Origin of the sequence: Rhodovulum marinum (genome assembly GCF_004343075.1) — a bacterium.
In the GTDB taxonomy this organism is placed as follows: Bacteria; Pseudomonadota; Alphaproteobacteria; order Rhodobacterales; family Rhodobacteraceae; genus Rhodovulum; species Rhodovulum marinum.
The window spans coordinates 354,885-376,794 of record NZ_SLXP01000002.1; the positions used below are offsets into that span (position 1 = coordinate 354,885).

24 protein-coding genes and 1 tRNA gene are annotated in these 21,910 nt (G+C 69.9%); 13 read left to right on the forward strand and 12 right to left on the reverse strand.

The genetic code is table 11. From position 1 onward, the window contains the following. Positions 1–59 precede the first annotated feature (59 nt). Both EV662_RS04835 and EV662_RS04840 read left to right on the forward strand, forming a co-directional pair. The gene (locus tag EV662_RS04835) at positions 60–503 is read left to right on the forward strand and encodes a MarR family winged helix-turn-helix transcriptional regulator (RefSeq protein ID WP_132461004.1); all 444 of its coding nucleotides are present in this window, start codon (positions 60–62) and stop codon (positions 501–503) included. Between the two features lies 1 nt (position 504). Next, positions 505–876, forward strand: a complete 372-nt coding sequence (locus tag EV662_RS04840; RefSeq protein WP_132461005.1) for a response regulator — start codon at positions 505–507, stop codon at positions 874–876. Here EV662_RS04840 and EV662_RS04845 read toward each other — a convergent pair. Then, on the reverse strand, positions 873–2,582 hold the full coding sequence (locus EV662_RS04845) for an ATP-binding protein (RefSeq protein ID WP_165915518.1): 1,710 nt from the start codon (positions 2,580–2,582) through the stop codon (positions 873–875). The genes EV662_RS04840 and EV662_RS04845 overlap by 4 nt on opposite strands. A gap of 164 nt (positions 2,583–2,746) precedes the next feature. On the opposite strand from EV662_RS04845, the gene EV662_RS04850 reads away from it, so the two are divergent. Next, the gene (locus EV662_RS04850; RefSeq protein WP_132461007.1) at positions 2,747–4,726 is read left to right on the forward strand and encodes a DNA/RNA non-specific endonuclease; all 1,980 of its coding nucleotides are present in this window, start codon (positions 2,747–2,749) and stop codon (positions 4,724–4,726) included. Here EV662_RS04850 and EV662_RS04855 read toward each other — a convergent pair. Beyond that, positions 4,713–6,080: a lipase/acyltransferase domain-containing protein gene (locus EV662_RS04855; RefSeq protein WP_132461008.1), complete on the reverse strand. Its 1,368-nt coding sequence runs from the start codon at positions 6,078–6,080 to the stop codon at positions 4,713–4,715. The genes EV662_RS04850 and EV662_RS04855 overlap by 14 nt on opposite strands. A 233-nt stretch (positions 6,081–6,313) precedes the next feature. Between EV662_RS04855 and EV662_RS04860 the strand changes: the two genes are divergently transcribed. From EV662_RS04860 to EV662_RS04870, 3 genes are all read left to right on the forward strand, one after another. After that, positions 6,314–7,636 carry an acetamidase/formamidase family protein gene (locus EV662_RS04860; RefSeq protein WP_132461009.1) on the forward strand — a complete coding sequence of 441 codons (1,323 nt, stop codon included), beginning with the start codon at positions 6,314–6,316 and terminating at the stop codon, positions 7,634–7,636. Positions 7,637–7,726: 90 nt separating this feature from the next. After that, positions 7,727–8,152 (forward strand): acyl-CoA thioesterase, encoded by a 426-nt coding sequence (locus tag EV662_RS04865; protein WP_132461010.1) that lies wholly within the window; start codon positions 7,727–7,729, stop codon positions 8,150–8,152. Between the two features lie 92 nt (positions 8,153–8,244). Continuing rightward, positions 8,245–8,652: a GFA family protein gene (locus tag EV662_RS04870; protein ID WP_132461011.1), complete on the forward strand. Its 408-nt coding sequence runs from the start codon at positions 8,245–8,247 to the stop codon at positions 8,650–8,652. A 12-nt stretch (positions 8,653–8,664) separates the two neighbouring features. On the opposite strand, the gene EV662_RS04875 is transcribed toward EV662_RS04870, so the two are convergent. Next, entirely contained in the window at positions 8,665–8,904 is a 240-nt protein-coding gene (locus EV662_RS04875) for an Lrp/AsnC ligand binding domain-containing protein (RefSeq protein ID WP_132461012.1), read from the reverse strand. A gap of 137 nt (positions 8,905–9,041) precedes the next feature. Between EV662_RS04875 and hisB the strand changes: the two genes are divergently transcribed. Continuing rightward, positions 9,042–9,629 (forward strand): imidazoleglycerol-phosphate dehydratase HisB, encoded by a 588-nt coding sequence (gene hisB, locus EV662_RS04880; RefSeq protein WP_132461013.1) that lies wholly within the window; start codon positions 9,042–9,044, stop codon positions 9,627–9,629. A gap of 4 nt (positions 9,630–9,633) precedes the next feature. Then, positions 9,634–10,272 carry an imidazole glycerol phosphate synthase subunit HisH gene (gene hisH, locus EV662_RS04885; RefSeq protein ID WP_132461014.1) on the forward strand — a complete coding sequence of 213 codons (639 nt, stop codon included), beginning with the start codon at positions 9,634–9,636 and terminating at the stop codon, positions 10,270–10,272. A 105-nt stretch (positions 10,273–10,377) separates the two neighbouring features. Here hisH and EV662_RS04890 read toward each other — a convergent pair whose 3' ends face one another. Together EV662_RS04890 and EV662_RS04895 are read right to left on the reverse strand one after the other, a co-directional pair. Then, positions 10,378–10,986: a CDP-alcohol phosphatidyltransferase family protein gene (locus tag EV662_RS04890; protein WP_132461015.1), complete on the reverse strand. Its 609-nt coding sequence runs from the start codon at positions 10,984–10,986 to the stop codon at positions 10,378–10,380. A gap of 76 nt (positions 10,987–11,062) precedes the next feature. After that, a tRNA-His gene (locus EV662_RS04895) sits at positions 11,063–11,139 on the reverse strand. Positions 11,140–11,363: 224 nt separating this feature from the next. On the opposite strand from EV662_RS04895, the gene EV662_RS04900 reads away from it, so the two are divergent. Continuing rightward, positions 11,364–11,582, forward strand: coding sequence for a DUF6324 family protein (locus tag EV662_RS04900; protein WP_132461016.1), 219 nt, complete (start codon positions 11,364–11,366; stop codon positions 11,580–11,582). On the opposite strand, the gene EV662_RS04905 is transcribed toward EV662_RS04900, so the two are convergent. The 3 genes from EV662_RS04905 to EV662_RS04915 form a co-directional block, all read right to left on the reverse strand. Beyond that, positions 11,572–12,033, reverse strand: coding sequence for an MmcB family DNA repair protein (locus tag EV662_RS04905; RefSeq protein ID WP_132461017.1), 462 nt, complete (start codon positions 12,031–12,033; stop codon positions 11,572–11,574). The two genes, EV662_RS04900 and EV662_RS04905, sit on opposite strands and share 11 nt — an antisense overlap. 297 nt (positions 12,034–12,330) lie before the next feature. Continuing rightward, positions 12,331–12,900 (reverse strand): hypothetical protein, encoded by a 570-nt coding sequence (locus EV662_RS04910; RefSeq protein ID WP_132461018.1) that lies wholly within the window; start codon positions 12,898–12,900, stop codon positions 12,331–12,333. A 175-nt stretch (positions 12,901–13,075) separates the two neighbouring features. Continuing rightward, entirely contained in the window at positions 13,076–13,408 is a 333-nt protein-coding gene (locus EV662_RS04915; protein ID WP_132461019.1) for a hypothetical protein, read from the reverse strand. 147 nt (positions 13,409–13,555) lie between these two features. Between EV662_RS04915 and EV662_RS04920 the strand changes: the two genes are divergently transcribed. Then, the gene (locus EV662_RS04920; RefSeq protein WP_132461020.1) at positions 13,556–14,269 is read left to right on the forward strand and encodes a glutathione S-transferase family protein; all 714 of its coding nucleotides are present in this window, start codon (positions 13,556–13,558) and stop codon (positions 14,267–14,269) included. Here the strand turns inward: EV662_RS04920 and nusB are convergent. The 4 genes from nusB to EV662_RS04940 all read right to left on the reverse strand — a co-directional run bounded on the left by nusB (position 14,266) and on the right by EV662_RS04940 (position 17,110). Continuing rightward, positions 14,266–14,733 carry a transcription antitermination factor NusB gene (gene nusB, locus EV662_RS04925; protein WP_132461021.1) on the reverse strand — a complete coding sequence of 156 codons (468 nt, stop codon included), beginning with the start codon at positions 14,731–14,733 and terminating at the stop codon, positions 14,266–14,268. The genes EV662_RS04920 and nusB overlap by 4 nt on opposite strands. Further along, on the reverse strand, positions 14,730–15,269 hold the full coding sequence (locus EV662_RS04930; RefSeq protein ID WP_132461022.1) for a 6,7-dimethyl-8-ribityllumazine synthase: 540 nt from the start codon (positions 15,267–15,269) through the stop codon (positions 14,730–14,732). Before EV662_RS04930 ends, nusB begins: the two co-directional genes overlap by 4 nt. A gap of 3 nt (positions 15,270–15,272) precedes the next feature. After that, the gene (gene ribB, locus EV662_RS04935) at positions 15,273–16,385 is read right to left on the reverse strand and encodes a 3,4-dihydroxy-2-butanone-4-phosphate synthase (protein WP_132461023.1); all 1,113 of its coding nucleotides are present in this window, start codon (positions 16,383–16,385) and stop codon (positions 15,273–15,275) included. A 122-nt stretch (positions 16,386–16,507) separates the two neighbouring features. Next, positions 16,508–17,110, reverse strand: coding sequence for a riboflavin synthase (locus EV662_RS04940; RefSeq protein WP_132461024.1), 603 nt, complete (start codon positions 17,108–17,110; stop codon positions 16,508–16,510). 123 nt (positions 17,111–17,233) lie between these two features. On the opposite strand from EV662_RS04940, the gene EV662_RS04945 reads away from it, so the two are divergent. The 3 genes from EV662_RS04945 to EV662_RS04955 all read left to right on the forward strand — a co-directional run bounded on the left by EV662_RS04945 (position 17,234) and on the right by EV662_RS04955 (position 21,850). Further along, positions 17,234–18,526 carry a capsule biosynthesis protein gene (locus EV662_RS04945; RefSeq protein ID WP_132461243.1) on the forward strand — a complete coding sequence of 431 codons (1,293 nt, stop codon included), beginning with the start codon at positions 17,234–17,236 and terminating at the stop codon, positions 18,524–18,526. A 136-nt stretch (positions 18,527–18,662) separates the two neighbouring features. Continuing rightward, positions 18,663–19,793 (forward strand): polysaccharide biosynthesis/export family protein, encoded by a 1,131-nt coding sequence (locus EV662_RS04950; protein ID WP_132461025.1) that lies wholly within the window; start codon positions 18,663–18,665, stop codon positions 19,791–19,793. An 8-nt stretch (positions 19,794–19,801) separates the two neighbouring features. Further along, on the forward strand, positions 19,802–21,850 hold the full coding sequence (locus EV662_RS04955; RefSeq protein WP_132461026.1) for a capsular polysaccharide biosynthesis protein: 2,049 nt from the start codon (positions 19,802–19,804) through the stop codon (positions 21,848–21,850). The last annotated feature ends 60 nt before the right edge of the window (positions 21,851–21,910 follow it).

Genomic DNA, 21,910 nt, shown 5'->3' on the forward strand with positions numbered 1-21,910 from the left:
TCGACCGGGGACGCCGCCGTGATAATGTGGCCGGAATACCGAAAACGACGCGGCACGGCATGAACGAAATCACGCAGAACGGGTTCGATCGCAGCGATCTCGCGGTCGCGCTTTTGATGGAGCGGATCGTGCGCGGCGCCTATGACACGCGGCAATCGCACGAGATCCAGCCGCTGCAATGGTCGATCCTGCGCTACCTGGCCCGCTATCCCGCCGAAGGCCGCACGCTGACCCGGATCGCGACCTACCTGGACCTGACCCATGCCCCGATCAGCCGGGCGCTGCGCACCCTGCGCGGGCGCGGCCTGGTCTCGACCGAGGCGAACCCGGCCGACGCGCGCAGCAGCATCCTTTCGCTGACCGAGGCGGGGTGGGCCGCGCTCGAACTCGATCCGATCCGCAAGATCGCGCAACGCGTCGCCGCCCTGCCCGAGCCGGACCGCGACGCGGTGAAACGGGCGTTGCGCGTGATGGCCGTGCGCCAGGACCCCGAGGACACATGAGATGCCCAGGATCGCCGTGATCGACGACGAGCCCGAATTCCTGGACCTGCTGCCGCCGCTTCTGGCGGGCAGCGGGGTCCAGGTGGATTGCGCGCGCACCCCCGAGGCGTTCTTCGCCCTGCTGGCCCAGGCCCGCTACGACGCGGTGCTGGTCGATTTCTGGCTGGGCGGCGAAACCTCGCTGGGCGTGCTGGACCGGATCGCCGCCGAGGCGGGCGACCTGCCGGTGATCCTGGTCTCGGGCGGGGGCGGCGGCCATTCCGCCGAGATGGCCGAGGCGCTGGGCCATGTCAGCGGCGTCGCCGTGTTCCTGCACAAGCCGTTCCGCCGCGAAGAGCTGTTGCGCGCGCTGGACGCCTGCGCGCAGCCCTAACCCGCCCGCCGCCCGCGCAGCGCCGCACCGACCGCCCGGGCCAGCGCGTCGATGCGGAACGGCTTGGACAGCAACACCGGCGCCGGGCCGCGCAGCCCCGGATCGGTCGTGTCGCGCGCGGGATAACCCGACATGAACACCACCGCCGCGCCCGGGTGCAGCGCCGTCAGCGCCCGCGCCCCGTCGACCCCGTCCATGCCGCCCGGCAGCACCACGTCGCTCAGCACGAGGTCGAGACTGTCGATCGAGCGCGCGATCGCCAGCGCCGCCTGCACGTCGCCCGCACAGCGCACCCGGTATCCCAGCCCGACCAGCGCCGTGTCCAGGAACCGCCGCACCTCGGGGTCGTCCTCCACCACGAGGATACGCTCGCCCTGCCCGCGCGGGGGCGTTTCGGCCATGTCCTGCGGCAACGGGGCATCCGCCTGCGCGCGGGGAAAGTACAGCCGCACGGTCGTTCCGGCGCCCGGCATGCTGTCGATCCGCAGGCTGCCGCCCGACTGGTGGACAAAGCCATGCACCATCGACAGGCCCAGCCCGCTGCCCTGCCCCGGCGCCCGCGTGGTAAAGAACGGCTCGACCGCGCGGCGGCGCACCACGTCGGACATGCCCTCGCCCCGGTCGGTCACCGCGATCACGACGTGATCGCCCGCGGGCACGGTGCCGGTGACGCTGGCCTGCGGCTCGGCCAGCCTTGCATTGGCGAACCCGATGGTCAGCCGCCCGCCCCCCGGCATCGCGTCGCGGGCATTGATCGCCAGGTCCAGGATCGCGGTCTCGAACTGGCCGCGATCGACCCGCACCGGCCACAGCGCCTCGTCCATGTGAATATCGACCGAGATGGTCTCGCCCAGGGTGCGGCGCAGCAGCCCCGCGATCCCCGGGACCAGCTCGCCCAGGTTCAGCGTTTCGGGCGCCAGCGGCTGTTGCCGCGCAAAGGCCAGAAGCCGCCGGGTCAGGTTTGCGCCCCGGTCGGTGGCGCGCAGGATCGCCGCCACCCCCGGCGCATCGGCGCCATAGGCATCCTCCAGCAGTTCGGCATTGCCCTGGATCACCGCCAGCAGGTTGTTGAAATCATGCGCCACCCCCCCGGTCAGCTGGCCCAGCGTGCGCAGCTTCTGGGCATGGCGCAGCTGGCGTTCGGTCTCTTCGTTGTCCAGCCGGGTCTTGCGGCTCAGAAGGATCGCGTGCGCGACATAGCCCACCATGCCCAGCGCGCAAAACGTCATGGCAAGCCGGGCCATCTGCGACTCGGTCCGCGGCAGCGTCACCACCAGCGCGATCAGCACCGCCGCCGCCACGATGGCGATCTCGCCCCACACCATGAACCGCGGCGTGTCGCTGCGCCGGACCAGGAAGATCAGCACACTGGTCACCGCCGCGGCCCCCGATATCTGCAGCGCCAGGTCGTCCTGCAGCATCAACAGCCCCGGCATCCACAGGAAGGCGGCCAGGATCACCAGGAACAGCGCCCCCGCGATCGTGACGTCGCTTTCGCGCGCCCGGCCCGCGCGCGCGCGCAGGAACCAGAAATGCACGCCATGGGCCAGCGCATACAGCCCCAGCCACAGATAGCTGAAGGTCCAGCCCGTATAGCCGACCAGGATCAGACCGCCCAACAGGATCGCCGAGAACCGGAACGCCACCTCGCGCGGTTCGCCGTATTCCAGCGCGTAGAGCCGCGCGATCTCGCGGTCGGCATCCATTCCCATCCCCCGGGGCCCAGCCCGCGCCAAGTCTAGAGGATCGGCGCCACGCTGAGAAGCGGCGCCACCGGCGGCGAGGGCTGGCCGCGATGATCGGGCGGTGCAATCCGCGCGCACCGTGCCATAGTGGTGTCAGGGAATCTACCGCAGGAGGAGGGGAACCGATGCCGACCGCACTGGGCAGGCTGCGTGGCCGCGAGCCGGGTTTCGACGAGGCGGTGGCGCGGGCGCGCGACCTGTTGGCGGCGGCCGCGCCGCCCGGCGGCGCGATGGGCACGGAAAGCGGCGATTCGGGCTATGTCACCTTCGAACTGGACAACGCGGCGCGCGACCTGGGCCGCGGCGAGGTCGAAAGCGCCTTTGCCACCCGCGGCGGCGCGATGGTCGAGGCGATCGTGCGCTCCACCCTGCGCCCGTCCTTCTACATGGCGCGCGACAGGGTGCTCAGCGCGCGCGAGGGGCTGTCGCCCATGGCGCGCCAGTTGATGGAGGGGATGGATCTCGACTTCGACGATCGCGCGATGTTCGACGCGAACCGCGCCCTGCTGGAAACCTGCGCGCGGGCGGCCGGGCGGCTGGATCTCTTCAACGGGTTCCGCGAATACGCGGGCACCGGCTGGCTTGTGGATGACGGGATCGCGGTGACGAACCGGCATGTCGCCGAACTTTTCGCGCGGCGCTGGATGGGCGACGACTGGGATTTCCGGGACGGCCAGTTCGACCGCAAGGTCGAGGTCCGGCTGAACCCGCTGGCCCAGATCGACACGCCCCCCGACCCGGTGCGCGCGGCCTTCGTCACCGCCGTCCTGTGGGTCGCGGGGCCGGGCGAACCCGACATGGCCTTCCTGCGGGTGCACGCCCCCGGGACCGAGCCGATCCCGCTCTCCGAGGCCCCGCTCGCCCCCGAAACGCCCGTCGCGGTGGTCGGCTATCCCGAACGCGACCCGCGCGACAACCCCGCCGAGCTGATCGGCTCGTTCTTCGGCGACCGCTTCGGGGTCAAGCGGCTGGCGCCCGGGCGGGTGATGGGGTCCGATGGCTGGGTGCTGGACCACGACGCCTCGACGCTGGGGGGCAATTCCGGGTCGGTGGTGATGGCGATGGAAACCGGCGCGGCGGTGGGGCTGCATTTCGCGGGTGCCGCCCAGGAACGCAACGTCGCCGTCCCCGCGGCCACCGTCGCCGCCGCGCTGCGCCGGGTGAAATCGCGCGTCACCGTCCCCGCCCTGCCCGCCGGCGCCACCCCCGCCGAACCCGAGGCCAGCCGCCCCGACAGTTTCGCCGACCGCAAGGGCTTCGACCGCGCCTTCCTGGGCGCCGACACCCCCCTGCCCTGTTTCGGCCGCTGGGCCGACGACCTCGCCCCCGTCGCGGGCGGCGGGACCGAGCTGAAATACTGCCATTTCTCGGTCTGGCAAAGCGCCACCCGCCGCCTGCCGCTGATGACCGCGGTCAACATCCACGGCGCGCATCTGCGCCGCATCCCGCGCAAGGGCCGCTGGCAGCTGGACGGCCGGCTCGACCCCGCCCACCAGGTCGGCAACGAGCTTTACCGCTCCAACCCGCTGGACCGCGGCCACATGGTGCGCCGGCTCGACCCGTGCTGGGCCGAGGACATCACCGATACCGACACGATCCTCAAGGCGCAGGCCGACACCTTCCACTACACCAATTCCGTGCCCCAGCACGCCAATCTGAACCAGCGCGACTGGGTCGGGCTGGAGGATTACATCCTCGATGCCTCGGGCGAATACGATTTCAAGGTGAACGTCTTCACCGGCCCCGTCTTCCGCGACGACGACCGCCACCTGCGCAACCAGGCGGGGGCCCAGGACATCGCCATCCCGCGCGAGTTCTGGAAGGTCGCGGTGATGCGCCGGGCCGCCTGCGGGAACCTGTCGGCCACGGGCTATGTCCTGAGCCATGGCGAGATGATAAAGGGCCTGACCGAGGCCGAATTCGTCCTGGGCGCCTATGAAACCTACCAGGTGCCGCTGGCCCTGATCGAAGGCGCGACGGGGCTCGACTTCGGCGCGCTGAAAGCGGCCGACCCGCTGGCCGTGACCTCGCTGCGCGAGGCCGCCTTCGGCCAGCAGGTGCGGCGCGTGCGCGGCGCGGACGATCTGTCGCTTACGCCTCGGTGACGGCGAAGCGGATGTCGTTCTGCGCCTGCGCGCCGCTGGCGAACCGCATCAGGTACAGCCCCGCCTGCTCGATCGGCGGCAGGTAGACCGTCAGCCGCGTCACCCCCGGCCCGTCATAGGCGATGGCCGTCTCGCGCACGCCGCGTTCGGCGACCCGGCCCTCCTCGTCCACCCGGTCCAGGATGAAGCGGCCCTCGATCGCGCTCGCCGTCGCCGGTTCCGCCGCGCCCGCGGGCGGGACCAGCGACAGCGTCACCTCGATCGGTTCGCCCACCTGCTGCACCGGCTGGTCCGTGCTCAGCGAGACGGTCATGTTGGGCGCCTCGCCCCCCGCGACCTCGACCGGCGCCCCGGCATCCGCCCCGAACAGGCGGAAGAACACGCGCTTGAACGGCACGCCCTCGAACACGGTGGAATGTTCGTTCACCACCAGTTGCCGCTGGCCGATCCGCGGCAGCGCACTATAGATCGGCACCGTGCCGTCGCCGCCATCGGGCGTCTTGGTCAGCACCGTCCTGGAATGGTCGGCCTGCGCCGCGCCGCCCAGCTCCACGTTGACCCGCGTCACCGTCTTGTGCCCCACCCCCGCGAAGTAGAAATAGCGCACATGCGCCGGCTGGTTGTTCTGCCCCAGCACGTCGTGCAGCGCCCTGGCGCGGGCCACCAGCGCGGGCACCATCCCGATCTTCTGGGCGGTGGCATCGTCATAGGGGTCCAGCGCGGCCAGGTCGTCGCTCGCCAGGTCCCAGATCGACTCCTCGCCCGGCGCCGGGATCAGCTGATAGCCCGAGGGGTATTTCGGGTTCGCCGCCAGTTTCGCGAAATCGCTGCCCTTGATCCCCATCGTGCTGTCCACCCCGAAGATCCGCGCCAGCGCCAGCGGCGCGCCCAGGTGCGGCGCGGCCAGCGCGGCGAACAGGGTGATCTTGGGAAACCACGGCTCATTGTCGAACTTGCCGCTTTCCAGCAGCAGCCGCGACAACAGTCCGCCCATCGAATGGCCGATCAGCGCGATCTCGGTCGCGCCTTCGTCATGCAGCGCCCTCAGCCGGTCGGCCAGAACGTCGACCGTCTCGAACAGGTCGCGCCGCCAGTCATAGGGGAAATCGACATAGCGTTTCTGCGCGCCCCCCGGGGTATAGCCCGCCCCCGCCAGCAATTCCTTGATCGTCGAATAGAACTGGAAACTGAGGACGTTATAGATCAGCTCGGTGGGCTGCACCGCGTCGTCCTGCAGCTTGTCGATGCGGTCATAGCCGAAAATCGTCTCTTTCGGCTTCGGCGGCCAGACCTCCTCGCCGTTCAGCTCCAGCCGGGTGGCCATGATGCCGGGAACCAGGAATGCGACCTTCATGGAAATCCTCCTCCGAAATCGTATGTGCGGCGCCGCCGCCGGGCGGCGGGCGGGTCGGGGTACCAGGGCACTCGATATCGGGGCGGTGCGCACCACCACGTCCGGCCCGCGGGCGGGCAAGGCCGAGTATGCGGCCAGTTCGGCGCCGAGGCAATGGCGCCGCCCCACGGCCCTGTCGACGCGGGGCCCGCCGTGCCCTACCTTCGATGCGGGACAAACAGGGAGATGCCGGAATGGCCGATGGAACTCAGAACGCGACCGCCGCCCGCCGCAGCGTGGTGGTGCAGGGCTTCACCAACAGCGTGCTCGACCCCGACGCGCCCATGCTGGGCCCGGTCGAGGATGGCGGCACGATCATCGCCAACACCGCGCCGGGCTGCTGGGGGCCGATGATCACCCCCAGCCTGCGCGGCGGGCACGAGGTCACGCAACCCGTGGAAATCGCGGGCGCCGAACCGGGCGACGGGATCGCGATCCGCATCCGCGATATCACGGTGACCTCCATCGCCACCGCGTCGGGCCATGACAGCTCGCCCGAGGGGTTCTGCCTGGGCGATCCCTACGTCGCCGCGCGCTGCCCCACCTGCGACGCGCTCTGGCCCGAAACCCATGTCGAGGGGATCGGCCAGGACGCCGTGAAATGCAACAAGTGCGGCAACCCGGTCACGCCCTTCGCGATCGTGCATGGCTATACCGTCACCTTCGACGAAACCCGCGCCGTGGGCCTGACCTTGCCGAAACCCGCGGCCGAGAAGATCGCGCATGCAGCCGACCATTACGCCGCCCTCCCCGACGAAAGCCACCAGCATTCGATCCTCGTCTACGCGCCATCCGACATGCCCGGCGCGCTGGTCCGCATGCGCCCCTTCCTCGGGCAACTCGGCACCTGCCCGTCCAAGGCCATGCCCGACAGCCACAACGCCGGCGATTTCGGCGCCTTCCTCGTCGGCGCGCCGCACGCCTATGCCCTGACACCCGAGGAACTGGCCCAGCACAAGACCGACGGCCACATGGATATCGACGCGGTCCGTCCCGGCGCGATCCTCGTCTGCCCGGTCAAGGTGCCAGGCGCGGGCCTTTACATGGGCGACATGCACGCGGGCCAGGGCGACGGCGAGATCGCGGGCCACACGATGGACGTGGCCGGCAGCGTGACGCTTCAGGTCGAGGTGGTGAAGAACTACCCCATCGACGGCCCCGTCCTGTTCCCCCTGGTCGAGGACCTGCCGCCGCTCGCCCGCCCCTTCACCCCCGAAGAAAAGGCCAAGGGCACGCGGCTGGCCGCGCAATGGGGCGTGGACAAGCTGGAAGAGGTGGCCCCCGTCTCGGTGATCGGCACGGCGGCCAACCTCAACGACGCGATCCAGAACGGGCTGGAGCGTGCCGCGACCCTTCTGGGCATGACCGTGCCCGAGGTCCGCAACCGCGCCACCATCAACGGCGCGATCGAGATCGGCCGCGCCCCCGGCGTGATCCAGGTCACCTTCCTCGCCCCGCTGGACAAACTCGACGCGGTGGGCCTCGGCGCCTATGCGCGCGAGCAATACAACCTCTGACACCCCCGGCCCGCGCGGGGCATCTTTCCCCCGCGCGGCCAAGCCGCTATAGGGCGCGCGACCGCAACCCGCCAGAAGGACCCCGCGCCCATGCCCGAGCTGACCCCCGAAAAGGGCGAACCCGTCATCCGCACCATCGCCATGCCCGCCGACACCAACCCCGCGGGCGATATCTTCGGCGGCTGGCTGATGTCGCAGATGGACCTGGCCGCGGGCAACGTGGCCGCGCGGGTCTCGCGCGGGCGGGCGGCGACCATCGCGGTGGACGAGATGGAATTCCACAAGCCCGTGCAGGTCGGCGACGAGGTGACGCTTTACGCCAAGGTCCTCAAGATCGGGCGCAGCTCCATGCGGATCGAGGTCCGCGCGTGGCACCGCCCCCGCTGCCAGGAATGGACCGAACAGGTCACCCGCGGCGTCTTCACCTTCGTGGCCATCGACGAGAACGGCAAACCCCGCCCGGTGCCGCAGGATGCGGAACCCGCCGACCTGGCCGAACCGGCAAAGGACGCCTGAGCGCGCGGCCCTACCCCCGTGTCCGGGTGGGGCGTGCGGAAAACGCCCCGGCGCAGCGCGGGCACGGTCACGACCCCGGAACGAGGCCCCCGATGGACGATCTGGCAAACGGACAGTGCCTGTGTGGGGCGGTGACATTCCGGATCACCGGCCCGTTCGACTGCTTTTTCCTGTGTCACTGCGCGCGCTGCCGCAAGGACAGCGGCTCGGCCCATTCGGCGAACCTGTTTTCTTCCCGGGCGACGATCACCTGGCTGTCGGGTCAGGAAAACACCAGGACCTTCCGGCTTCCCGGCTCTCGGCATGTGAAATGCTTTTGCACGGCATGCGGCTCGGCGCTCCCGTTCGCGCAGCCGGATGACGGCGGGATCGTGGTGCCGGCGGGGTCCCTCGACAGCCCGGTCGGCATCCGGCCCAAGGCGCATATCTGCATGGCAAGCCGTGCCGATTGGGACGACGACCTGGCCGCGCTGGACAAGATCGACGGCCTGCCCGGCTGAACGGCCCGCCCCTCAGAACGCGTTGAAGGTCAGCGTCGTCAGCGACCGTTCGATCCCCGGAATGTCCAGCAGCCGGTCGTTGATGTACTTGCCGATATCCTCGTCCTTCGGGATGTACAGCTTCAGCAGCAGGTCGAATTCGCCGCTGGTGGAATACAGTTCCGAATGGATCTCGCGCAGCACGATTTCCTCGGCGACGTCATAGGTCTTGCCCGGGCGGCAGCGCAGTTGAACGAAGACACAGCTGGACATGTCGGGCCTCCTCTCGGCATCTCGGCCAGACCCTATTGAGGCCGCCCCGCCCCGGCAAGCGGCAAAAGCCGCGCCCGGGGCTGGAAGGGCGCGGGGCCGCGGTGTAAGGGAAACCCACAGCAGAAGGAGGCGCGCCCATGCGGCAGGCCAGCATCACCCGCAAGACGGCGGAAACCGATATCGCGGTCGAGATCGACCTCGACGGCAGCGGCGCCTATGACATGGCGACCGGCGTGGGGTTCTTCGACCACATGCTGGACCAGCTGGCGCGCCACTCGCTGATCGACATGCGCATCCGCTGTGCGGGCGACACCCATATCGACGACCACCATTCGGTGGAGGACGTGGGCATCGCGCTGGGCCAGGCCCTGGCGCAGGCCCTGGGCGACAAGCGCGGCATCCGCCGCTACGGCGCCTGCCTGTTGCCGATGGACGACGCGCTGGTGCGCGCGGCACTCGACCTGTCGGGGCGGCCCTACCTGGTGTGGAACGTCGATTTCCCGACGGCCAAGATCGGCGGGTTCGATACCGAACTGGTGCGCGAATTCTTCCAGGCGCTGTCCACCCATGGCGGGATCACCCTGCATGTCGACGCGCTGCACGGGATCAACAGCCACCACATCGCCGAGGCCGCGTTCAAGGCCGTCGCGCGCGCCCTGCGCGAGGCGGTCGAGACCGACCCGCGCAAGGCCGACGCGATCCCGTCGACCAAGGGGGCGCTGTAGGGGCATGCTGACCGTCATCGTCGATTACGAGTCGGGCAACCTGCACTCGGCCCAGAAGGCGTTCGAACGCGTGGCCCGCGAACAGGGCGCGGGCGAGGTTCTGGTGACCTCGGACCCCGATACCGTGCGCCGCGCCGACCGCGTGGTGCTGCCCGGCGACGGCGCCTTTCCCGCCTGCCGACGCGAACTGTTCGACCATCGCGGCCTGTTCGAGGCGATCGAAGAGGTGGTAGTCACCGGGGCGCGGCCCTTCCTCGGCATCTGTATCGGCATGCAGATGATGGCGACCCGCGGGCTGGAATACAGCGAAACCCCCGGCTTCGACTGGATCGGCGGCGAGGTGGTGCATATCGACCCCGCCGATGGCGCGCTGAAGGTGCCGCATATGGGCTGGAACGACCTGGTGATCGACCGGGGGCATCCGGTGCTGGACGGCATCGCCACGGGCGACCACGCCTATTTCGTCCATTCCTACCAGTTCCGCGTGGCCGACCCCGCGCACCTGCTGGCCCATGTCGATTACGGCGGGCCGGTCACCGCCATCGTCGGGCGCGGCACCATGGTGGGCACCCAGTTCCACCCGGAGAAAAGCCAGGCCACCGGGCTGCGCCTGATCGCGAATTTCCTGGCCTGGGCGCCCTGAGGCGCGGGTCCGGGCGGCGCCCGGAGTCCGAAAAAAGTCATATGCGATTCATATGGAATTCATATGCGATTCATATGCCGGATTCCGGCCTGTCGGGGGCCGGGATCACCCGTTCGGAAACACCTTCCGCGCCAGCAGAACGCGGCTGATCGCGGTCACGAAACACAGCGCCCCGAACCCCCAGGCCAGCGGCGCGAATGCCCCGGGCCACAGGCAAAGCGCCACGAAAAACGCAATGGTTTCCGTGCCTTCCAGAAGGCCGCCGGTGAAGTAAAGCGACTTCGCCCCGCGCGCGGTGGTCTCCATCCGGCACCGCTCGGCCAGGATCGCGAATCCCAGGAAGGTCGCCCCGTTGAAATAGAAGCTCAGCAACAGGAACGCCCCCGCAATGCCATTCGCAGGATCCATGACCACGAACCCCAAAGGCACCGCCCCGTAGAATAAAAAGTCACTGATTACATCAAGATAGCCGCCGAAATCGGTCTTGCGCCCGGCCCTTGCCACCGCCCCGTCCAGCCCGTCGGCCAGCCGGCTCGCCAGAAGCGGGACCAACGCCAGACCGGGCCAGCCCAGCGCGATCAGCCCCGCCGCGATCAGCCCGAACGCCAGCCCCGTCAGCGTCACCGCATCCGCCGTCACCCCGCGCCCCGCCAGCGCCCGCCCCATCCGGTCGAGCGGCGGGTCGATCAGCCGGCGCATCACCCCGTCCAGCATGCGAAATCCTCCTGCCGCTATCCTGTCAGACGAACGGCCCCCCGGCGCAAGGGGTCTGACAGCGATGTGAGGGGAATGGTACCGCCTCCCCGGCTTGAACGGGGGACCTCTGGATCCACAATCCAGCGCTCTAACCAACTGAGCTAAGGCGGCACTGCGGGGCGATTTAACGCCCCCGCGCGGGCATTGCAAGCCCCGTTCCCGCCGCTTTGCGCGTTCGGCCGCATCGCCCCCCTTCGGTCACAGGCCCGCCCCGGTCACCTGCGCCCCGCCTCGGCGCGATGGCGGGACGGCCGGATCGGATGGCCGCCGCGGCCCTTGCCTCTGGCCGGGCAACGCGCTAGGCCAAACCGCCTTAACAGCGGGACGTTGCAGCCATGGGCATCGACAAGCAAAGCGACCTTGCCGCCAACCTGCAGATCGGGCCGACCAGCCTGGGCATGGTGCGGATCTATATCGAGGGCGACGGGTTCGAGTTGCCGATGGATTTCGAACCCGACGAAGCCGAGGAAATCGCCGAAGAGATTCGCGCCGCCGCGGCGCGTGCCCGCGCGGTCGGCGAGAAACCGGCGAAGAAATCCAAACCTAAGGGCTGAGCACGGGGTCGCGCAGCGCCTGAAGCCGCAGCGCGGCGTGCCGGGCGAATTTCTGCGTGACCACCTTGCGCCGCGCGCCGGCCAGCCGTACCTCGGGGGCCTCGCGGACGATCTCGGCGCCATAGCCATCGGCCAGGATCAACCCGGTTTCGGCGGGCAGCAGATCGGTCGGGAATTCCGCGCCCACCGCCCAGAAGAACCGGTCGCACCAGTCCAGGTAGCCCTGCCACTTGCGGTCCGAGGTGTAATCGGCCCGGCTCGACTTGCACTCGACGATCCAGACCTCTCCCCGCGGGCCCAGCGCCATCACGTCGACGCGCAGCCCCCCGGTGGGCACCAGTTCCTCGACACAGGCAAAGCCCAGGTCGCGCAGGTGGCGGCAGACACCGCGGGCGATCAGCTGGCCGGGGGCAAGCGGGGCGGGGGCAGGACGGGCGGGATCAGCGGACATGGCGCCATGATGAACAATCCATGAACATCTGGCAAGACTTGCGGCCGCCCCCGCGCCGCCCTATGTCTCGGGTCAGGCGGGTTCTGCCCTTCCCGTGACGAGGTCAAATTCCGGTGGCCTTAAGCAAATCCGAGGGAGCTGGCTCTGTTCGGGTCCTGGCCCGTCTACCTGGCGCCCACCTGTAGTAACAGGTCCTCGGGAATTCGTTGCCTCAACGGTTGCGGCGGTCCCGCCCCATCCCGCCTGACACACCCGGACCCGCGGTGCCGCCCCAAGGGGCGGCGCAGCGGCGCGGGGTCATGTTCGCACGGCACCGATGCGGCGCAGGCGCGGGCGGGCGAGCCGCCGGGTTTTGGCGGCCGGTTCCTCGGCGTCGATCAATGGGGTCGCGTCCACCTCCGCCCCGCGCGCGGGCCGCGACAGGTATCCGCGCGCGCCGTAGCCCGCGACGCCACCGGCGGCCAGCGCCGTCACGATCAGGCCGGCCGTGAACACCTGGGCAAAGAACAGCGCCACGCCCAGACCCAGGCTTGCGCCCGTCACAAGCCCCACCTTCAGCAACCGCGTCCGCCCCTGCCCCATCTTCCGGGTCAAGGCCGACAGACGGGCGGCATCCTCGGTCTTGTGCTTGGCAAGCGTCGCCTGGAACCGGGCCTTGGCCGCGGCCAGCCGCTCGGACTGGCGCGCCTCGGTCAGCCGGCGCTGGTCGCGCAGCAACGTGCCGATCCACAGCGCCGCCAGAAGCCCCGCCCCCAGCGCCGTCGCGATGCCCAGGCCGACAAGCGCGGGATCGCGGCCATTCAGGACAAGCCAGAGCGGGCCGATGGTCAGGGCCTGCAGCAGCCAGACACCGATCAGAATGCGCATCTCAACGTCCACCCATGATCGCATAGCCTCCAAGTTTGCGACTATAGCGGGCCGGGCGCGGCGATACGAGTCCGGGCGCGGTCGCGGGGCCGGGGCGGAACCGGCGCCTGGCGGCAAAAAAACGGCGGCCCGAGGGCCGCCAGTTTGTGCATCATCCCGAACTCAGGCGTCGTCGTCAGCGCGGAAAACGCCGGTCATCCCGCACCGGCACCGGGATCGGTGCCAGGGCATCGGCCAGCCCGCGCACGCGCTCCGGCTGGCGCCGGCCGCGCGAGTCGTCATCCTCGTCGCGGGCCAGAGACATCACAGCGATGCCGAACTGCACGCCCGAGAAGACGATACCGTTGAACATGAACAGCAGAACCCCGGCCAGCCACCCGCCCGAGACATGGGTCACCAGATGCCAGAGGTTCGCGACGTTGAAATACATCAGAAGGGCCACGAAAACGCCCGAAAGGACAAAGCCGATGATCGTATGCCGGATGTAGAGGCTCACGAGTTTGGGCATGGATCGTCTCCGTTGCTTGCCCCTATTACGTAGACATTCGCGATGCGATTCCAAGAAGAATCTTGGGGCACGGTTCCGATCCGGCTTGGCAAGGCGGGCATCGCCCGTCCATTCTGTGCGTTGCATGATTAACAGAACCTTTCCAAAATGCTCGCCTTAAACGTGTTTTCGCCTGCGCTGGGCACGATCAGCCCCAGCCCGTTCTCGGTCAAGGCGCTGCTTCTGCTGGAGATGAGCGGGCTGCCTTATACCCGCTGCGCCGGTGACCCGCGCAAGGCGCCGCGGGGCAAGTTGCCGGTGCTGGTCGACGGGGGCGAGGTGATTCCCGATTCGGAGGCGATCCGCGCGCACCTGGCCCGCGCCCACGGGTTCGACCCCGACGCGGCGCTGAGCGACCGCCAGCGGGCCGAGGCGGTGGCGATCCGCGCGCTGGTCGAGGATCATCTTTACTGGGTGCTCGTGCATTCCCGCTGGATCGAGCGGGCCGAGGTCACCCGCGCGGCGTTCTTCGGCCGGCTGCCCGCCCCCCTGCGCGCGCCGATCTTCGCGCTGGTGCGCCGCCAGGTGGCCCGGGCACTGCACGCCCAGGGCATGGGGCGGCACCCGGCGGAGGCGATCCATGCGATGGGGGCCGAGGGGCTGGCGGCGCTGGCCGCGCTGGTGGGCGAGGCGCCTTATGTCTTCGGCGAAAGGCCCAGCAGCATCGACACGGTGGTGTTCGGGTTCCTGGAGAACGTGATCGGGGCCGAGATGGACACGCCGCTGAAGGACGCGGCGCTGGGCCTGCCGGCGCTGGTCGACTATCACCGCCGCCTGCGTGCAGGGATCGCCGCGCCGCTGGTGGCCGGGGGCGCGGGCTAGAACGCCTCGGGCTTGGCCTCGCGCGCCATGTGGTCGAGCACGGCATTGACGAATTTCGGCTCGCGCCCCTCGGGGAAGAACGCCTTGGCGACGTCGACATATTCGGTGATGACCACCTTGGGCGGGGTCTTGCCGCCGACCAGTTCGGCGCCGGCGGCGCGGAACAGGGCGCGCAGCGTCGGGTCGATCCGGTCGATCGGCCACTTGGCCACCAGCGCGCGGTCGGTCATCTGGTCGATCTTGGCCTGCCAGTTCACCGCGCCTTCCAGCGTGGCGCGGAACAGGTCCACGTCGCCCTCGGCCAGGTCCTCGCCCTCTTCATAGCCGATGCCGAAGCGCCAATCCTCGAACTCGCGCCGGACGGCGTCGACGCTTTGGCCCGACTGTTCCATCTGGAACAGCGCCTGCACGGCATAGAGCCGGGCGGCGGATTTCATCTGGCGTTTCTCGGCAGCGGAGGTCATGCGCGGTCGCTCCCCTCGGCGATCTGGAAGCTGCCGGCGGGCTTGAAGCCGACGCCCTTGGTCTGGCCGCCCCACTTGCGGGCCAGCGCGATCAGGTGCAGCGCAGCGGCCGCCGCCCCGCCGCCCTTGTCCATGTCGGCGGGGTTCGCCCGCTCGACCGCCTGTTCGTGGTTTTCCACGGTCAGGATGCCGTTGCCGATCAGCGCGCCCTGAAGGCCCAACAGCGTCAGGCCGCGCGAACTGTCGTTGCAGACGGTTTCGTAATGCGTCGTTGCCCCGCGGATCACGCAGCCCAGCGCGACATAACCGTCATAGTTCGACATCCGGTGCGCCAGCGCGATGGCGGGCGGCAGTTCCAGCGCGCCCGGCACCTGGACCATGTCATGGGTGGCGCCGGCCTGTTCCAGTTTCGCGGTCGCCCCGGCGATCAGCATGTCGGCGATGTCGCGATAGAACGGCGCGACCGCGATCAGCAGTTTCACCGGCTTGTCGAAGCTGGGCAGTTCAAGGATGTGATGGGGGTCCTGGTCGGCCATGGCTCAGCCCTTTCCGTCGATCTTGCGGGTGCCCTCGATCGAGAGCCCGTAGGCCTCGAGCCCGACCACCTTGGGCAGGGGGGAATTGGTCAGAAGTTCCAGCCGGTGCAGGCCCAGCGCGGCCAGGATCTGCGCGCCCAGCCCGTATTGCCGCAGCGTCTGCGGCGAGGCGGCGCCCTCGACGGCAAGTTTCATCGTGGTATCGCGCAACAGCACTACCACGCCGCGCCCCTCGTCGGCGATGATGCCCATCGCGCGGGCCAGTTCCCCCGGCGCGTGCGGGCCCAGGCCCAGAACGTCCTGCAGCGGGTCGAGCGCGTGCATCCGCACCAGAACCGGTTCCGGGCTGGAAATGTCGCCCTTGGTCAGCACGACATGCTCGGCGCCCTGGGTTTCATCGGTAAAAACCCGCATCAGCCAGTCGCCGCCATGGGCCGAGGTGACGGGGCGCACGGCGGTTTCGTTCACCAGGTTGTCGTGGCGCCGGCGATAGGCGATCAGGTCGGAGATCGTGCCGATCTTGAGCCCGTGCCGCTGGGCAAAGGTCACCAGGTCGGGCAGCCGTGCCATGGTGCCGTCCTCGTTCATGATCTCGCAGATCACGCCCGAGGGGTTCAGGCCCGCCAGGCGGGAGACATCCACCGCCGCCTCGGTATGGCCCGCGCGCACCAGAACGCCGCCGTCGCGGGCGCGCAGCGGAAAGACATGGCCCGGGGTGGCGATGTCGCGCGCACCCTTGCCCGCGTCGATGGCCACGGCCACGGTGCGCGCCCGGTCATGCGCCGAGATGCCCGTGGTCACGCCCTCGCGGGCCTCGATCGACAGGGTAAAAGCGGTTTCGTGGCGCGAGGAGTTCTGCGAGGACATCAGCGGCAGGCCCAGCGCATCCACCCGTTCGCCGGTCAGCGCCAGGCAGATCAGCCCGCGCCCATGGGTCGCCATGAAGTTGATCGCCTCGGGCGTGGCCATCTGCGCGGGGATCACGAGGTCGCCCTCGTTTTCCCGGTCCTCGTGGTCGACCAGGATGAACATCCGGCCGTTGCGGGCATCGTCGAGGATTTCCTCGGTCGAGGAAATCGCGTCATGCCAGGTTTCGGCGGCGGAATCGGAATCCATGGTCTGCCCTTGCGGTTGGATCGTCGCGAGGCAGATAGACCATCTGGCAGACGGGTGCCAGAGGCGGATCGGCGCGCCGATCCAGTGCCCGGCCCGCGTGGCGGCGGCGGCCCGCCGGACGATCAGGTCGGGAATTCGTTCAGGCGCGCGACATAGCGGGCCAGCGTGTCGATCTCGAGGTTCACCATGTCGCCGACCCTGGACAGGCCCCAGGTAGTGACCTCCTTGGTGTGCGGGATGAAGTTGACGCCGAAGGTCGCGCCTTCGACCTCGTTCACGGTCAGGGAGGTGCCGTTCAGCGCGACCGACCCCTTGGGCGCGATGAATTTCGCCAGCGCGTCGGGCGCACGGAAGGTGAACCGCGTGCTGTCGCCCTCATCCGTCATCGCGATGATCTCGGCCAGCCCGTCGACATGGCCCGACACGATATGGCCGCCCAATTCGTCGCCCACCTTCAGCGCGCGTTCCAGGTTGATCCGGCTGCCCTCGGCCCAGGTGCCCAGGTTGGTCTTGGACAAGGTCTCGGCCGAGAAGGACACCTCGAACCAGGCGCCCACCCCCTCCGCGCCCCGGTCGACCACCGTCAGGCAGACCCCGTCGCAGGCGATCGAGGCGCCGATCTCGATGCTGTCGGGCGCATAGCCGCAGCCGATCCGCGCGAGGGTGTCGCCCCGCTTTTCCAGCGCCTTGACGGTGCCGATATCGGAGATGATGCCGGTGAACATGGGCTGCGCTCCTTTGCCGTTGCGCGCCCGACCTAGCGGCTGGCCCGGTCAAGGGCAAGCGGCAGGGCGCCGCGTCCGCTTTCGCTCTTTCGCGCTGCCCGAAAAGATGGCCCAATGCCGCCGATGGCACAGTCTTCGGGCATTACGCGGCGCTTTCTGCTCCTTCAGGGGCCGCACGGGCCATTCTTCGACCGGCTGGGGCGGGGCCTGCGGGCGGCGGGGGCGCAGGTCTGGCGCGCGGGGTTCAACCGTGGCGACCGGGCGTTCTGGTCGGACGCGGCGCACTACCTGGCGGTGACCTGCCCGGCCGCGGACTGGCCGGCGCATTGCGCGGCCCTGCTGGACCGGCTGGGGATCACCGATATCGTGCTGTATGGCGACACCCGGCCGGTTCATGCCGCGGCGATCGCGGCGGCGCGGGCGCGGGGCGTGACGGTCCACATCTTCGAAGAGGGCTACCTGCGCCCCTGGTGGGTGACCTATGAACGGGACGGCGCGAACGGGCATTCGCGGCTGATGGGCCTGTCGATGGCCGAGATCGCCGCCCGGCTGCGGGGCGAGGGGCCGCCCGTGGCCGAGGCGCCGGCCCACTGGGGCGACATGCGCGAACATGTCTTCTATGGCGCGCTGTATCACGGGCTGGTGATGGCGCCATCGCGCCGCTATCGGCATTACCGGCCCCATCGCGGGTTGCCGGTGAGTGCCGAATTCGCGCTGTACCTGCGCCGGCTTGCCCTGTTGCCCGCCCATATCGCCGCGCGTTTCGCCGCGACGCGGGCGATCAGGCGGGGGGGCTTTGCCTATCACCTTGTGCTGCTGCAACTGGCCCATGACGCAAGCTTTCGCCACCATGGGCCGTTCGACCGGATCGAGGATTTCCTGGCGCGGTGCGTCGAGGGGTTCGCCGCCGGTGCGCCCGCCCATCACCACCTGGTGTTCAAGGCACACCCGCTGGAGGACGGGCGCAGCCCCCTGCCCCGCAGTCTCCGCGCGCTGGCCCGCGCGCATGGGCTGGCGGGACGGGTGCATTACGTACCGGGGGGCAAGCTCGCGCCGCTGCTGGACGGGGCGAAAAGCGCGGTGACGGTGAATTCCACCGCCGGGCAACAGGCGTTGTGGCGCGGTCTGCCGCTGCGGGTCTTCGGGGCGGCGGTCTATGGCAAGCCCGAACTGGTTTCGGACCAGCCGCTGGCCGAGTTCTTCGCCGCGCCGCGCCGCCCCGACGCGGATGCCTATCGTGTTTTCCGGCGGTTCCTGCTGGAAACCAGCCAGGTGCCGGGCGGATTCTACTCGCGCCGCGGGCGCGACCAGCTGATGCGCCAGGTGGTCGACATGGTGCTGGACGCGGCCGATCCCTACGAGGCGCGCCCGCGACCGGCCGCGGCGGCGGCGCAACACCTGCGGCTTGCGGGATAGCACCGGCCCTCGACAGGCTGGCCAGAGCCACCCGAAGCCTGTAGGCTGAAGGCAAATTATCGAGGCGGCATCAAGCCGTCCGGGACGATCCTGAGGCAGTCAAAAGCAAGAACGAGGAAGCCGAGCAGTGAAAATCATGCATTCCCGGGGGGCAAGGGCGGTGGCCCTGCTGGCCCTCGTGGCGACCGTGAGCGCCTGCGGCCTGCCGCGCTCCGGCCCGAACAAGCGCGAAATCTACCAGGGCTCGGTTCAGAAACAGGGCGACGCCTTCGTCGTGGCGGTGAACGATCGGGTGACCCGGGCCACGGCGGTGACCCCCGCGATCGGCTTTCCGCCCGAGTTCCGCGGCGCGGGCCTGGTGACATCCGACATCATCCGCAACGGCGACGTACTGGGCCTGACGATCTACGAGAACGTCGATGACGGGCTGCTGGCACAGGCCGGCGGCAATGCCGCGGCCCTGAGCGAGGTGCAGGTGGACGATTCGGGGTTCATCTTCATCCCCTATGCCGGGCGCATCCGCGCCGCTGGCAACACCCCCGAACGGCTGCGCCAGATCATCACCGAGAAGCTGGACGCCCAGACCCCCGACCCGCAGGTGATCGTGCGCCGGATGGCGGGCGACGGCGCCACCGTGTCGGTGGTGGGCGGCGTCGCGGGCCAGGGGGTCTATCCGATCCAGCGCCCGAACCGCACGCTGACCGGCATGCTGGCGACCGCGGGTGGCATTTCGATCCCGCCCGAGGTGGCGCGGATCACCGTGCTGCGCGGCCACCAACGCGGCGAGGTCTGGTTCCAGGACCTGTACGACCATCCCGAGATCGACATCGCGCTGCGCAACGGCGACCGCATCCTGGTCGAGCGCGACACCCGCGCGTTCACCGCGCTGGGTGCGATGGGCGCACAGCGGCGCGTGCCGTTCGAAACCCAAAGCCTGTCGGCGATCGAGGCGATCGCCCAGGTCGGCGGGCTGAGCAGCCAGCTGGCCGATCCGACCGGCGTCTTCGTGATCCGCAACGAATCCGAAGAAATCGCCCGCATGGTTCTGGGCCGCGACGACCTGATCGGGGCGCAGCGCCTGGTTTACGTGCTGGACCTGACCGAAACCAACGGCATGTTCCTGGCCCGCGATTTCGCGATCCGCGACGGCGACACGGTCTATGTCACCGAAGCGCCCTTCGTGCAGTGGCAGAAGACCCTGAGCGCCATCACCGGCACGGCAGGCACCGCGAGCTCCCTGGCCAACGTCGTGGACAGCAACAACTGAGCGCATCAATGGCCCGGAACCCGGCCCATGAAACCGCCGCCGGGGGGGAAACCTCCCGGCGGCTTTTCGTCTATAACGGCGGTTTCGTGACCCAGCGGCGGGTGCGCCGCATCCTGGCGCTTGCGGGATATGACATCCACCTGGGGGTGCCGGGGCCGGACGACATCGTGGGCATCTGGGGCGCCCGCCCGACCGCCGGGCGCGGACTGAGGGTCGCGCGGGCACGCGGCGCGGGGCTGCTGAGGGTCGAGGACGCGTTCCTGCGCTCGGTCCTGCCGGGGCGGGCGCGCGGGGCGGGCGCGCCGCTGGGTCTGATGCTGGACCGGCGCGGCGTGCATTTCGACCCGACCGTGCCATCCGACCTGGAGCATATCCTGGCCACCCATCCGCTGGACGACACGGCCCTTCTGGACCGGGCGCGCGCGGCCATGGCGCGGCTGAAGGCGGGCCACCTGACGAAGTATACCGGGTTCGACCCGGCCGCGCCGGTGCCCGCGCCGGGCTATGCGCTGGTGATCGACCAGACCGCGGGCGATGCCTCGGTCACGGCCAGCGGGGCGGATGCCGCCACCTTCCGCGAGATGCTGGCGGTGGCGCAAATCGAGAACCCCGGCGCGCGGGTCATCGTCAAGACCCACCCGGAAACCGGGCTGGGCCTGCGGCCTGGCCATCTCGGCCCCGAAGTGGCGGGGGACCGGGTGACGGTCCTGTCCGATCCGGTTTCGCCCTGGGCGCTGCTGGAGGGGGCGGTGGCGGTCTATACCGTGTCCTCGCAGATGGGGTTCGAGGCGATCCTGGCGGGGCACAAACCGCGCGTCTTCGGCCAGCCGTTCTATGCCGGTTGGGGGCTGACGCAGGACGAACGCCCCGTCGCCCGGCGCGAACGCCGACTGACCCGCGCGCAGCTGGTGGCCGGCGCGCTGATCCTGGCACCCACGTGGTACGACACCTATCGCGACCGCCTGTGCGAACTGGAGGACGCGCTGGCCACGCTGGAGGCCGAGACGCGCACCTGGCGCGAGGACCGGCAAGGCTGGGTGGCGGGCGGCATGCGGGCGTGGAAACGCGGCACGGTGCAACGCTTTTTCGGGGGCGTCCGCGCGGTGCGCTTTGCCCGCGACAGCGCCCGCGCCGAGGCGCGCGCGGCGGCGTCAGGGCGGCGCGTGATGGTCTGGGCCTCGTCCGCCGGGGACGTGGCGGCCGGCACCTGGCGCGTCGAGGACGGGTTCCTGCGCTCGCGGGGCCTGGGCGCGGCGCTGGTGCCGCCCTTGTCGCTGGTGCTGGACGATCTGGGCATCCACTACGACCCCACGCGGGAAAGCCGGCTGGAACGGCTGGTGGCGGCGGCCTGCGACCTTGACCCGGTGGCGCGCGCCCGCGCCGGGCGGCTGATCGCGACGCTGACCGGCGGGGGGGTTACGAAATACAACCTGGGCGGCGCGACCCTGCCCGCCCTGCCGCCGGGGCGGCGCATCCTGGTCGCGGGCCAGGTCGAGGACGACGCCTCGGTGCGGCTCGGCTGCGCGCGGGAACGAACCAACCTGGACCTGCTGGAACGCGCCCGGGCCGACAATCCCGGCGCCGTCCTGATCTACCGGCCCCACCCCGATGTCGAGGCCGGGTTGCGCCCCGGCGCGCTGGAGGATGCGGCGGTGCTGGCCCTTGCCGACCTGGTGCTGCGCGGGGGCGGGCTGGCCGAACTGCTGGCCGGGGTGGACGAGGTCTGGACCCTGTGTTCGGGGCTGGGCTTCGAGGCGCTGTTGCGCGGGCTTCCCGTCACCTGCCTTGGCGCGCCCTTCTATGCCGGTTGGGGGCTGACGCGCGACCTGGGCCCCGTGCCCGCACGCCGCGCGGCGCGGCCCGATATCGTGGCGCTGGCCCACGCGGTTCTGATCGACTACCCGCGCTACCTGGACCCCGTCACCGGGCGGCCCTGCCCGGCCGAGGTCGTGGCCGAGCGGCTGGCCCGGGGCCAGCTGCCGCGCCCGGGGCCGGGGCTGCGGATGCTGTCGCGGCTGCAGGGCGCGCTGGCCGGCGCGGCGTGGCTGTGGCGCTAGGCGATGCGGTCCGCTTCTGCGGGTGTAAACGCAGTGTTTCGTGACCGGCTCTCAACTCGC